1 pseudogene is annotated in these 487 nt (G+C 33.9%); it reads right to left on the bottom strand.

The annotated features are described in order from the left end of the window. Nucleotides 1-400: 400 nt before the first annotated feature. A pseudogene (locus EOK74_RS21335) lies at nt 401-487 on the bottom strand (DUF3718 domain-containing protein); the annotation flags it as partial.

Below are 487 nucleotides of genomic sequence, written 5' to 3'. Positions count from 1 at the left end.
TAAATTAATGCAACATATGTTGCGTTGGATTTATTAAAGCGTACCGAGCATGATTAAAAAACCTGCGTGTTAATACTTTAGTATTAGTTTTGATACAGGAACATAAAACAACCAAAATATTCTACATAACTCCTAGCTGATAAAGTCCAATTCTTGCCCCTGAAACATAGGGCTGTCGCATATTAAGCGGAACTTCTTTAGGTTGCTAAAAGAGCTACCATATAACTTGAGTTTGTCTAATTAATTAGCTGAAAAAGGCTGAAAAAGAAAACCAAGCACTAATTTCAAACAAAAAAAACGACCTCAATGAGGTCGTTCCCAAGGTAAATCACTTAATAAAAAGTGCCTTACCATCCATGTTGAATCGGTTATTCACAATGGAACTAAATATTATTTTTAATTAAATACGATCGTTTAATACAGCAACGATTGGAGAAGTCGCTAGACCATTCTCTGAAGCCCAATCTAAAACCGTTTTACCATCTTT

The organism is Paraglaciecola marina (genome assembly GCF_004360155.1).
GTDB lineage: Bacteria > Pseudomonadota > Gammaproteobacteria > Enterobacterales > Alteromonadaceae > Paraglaciecola > Paraglaciecola marina.
Note: the sequence above shows the minus strand (reverse complement) of the source record. Positions and strands in the feature narration are given on the sequence as shown.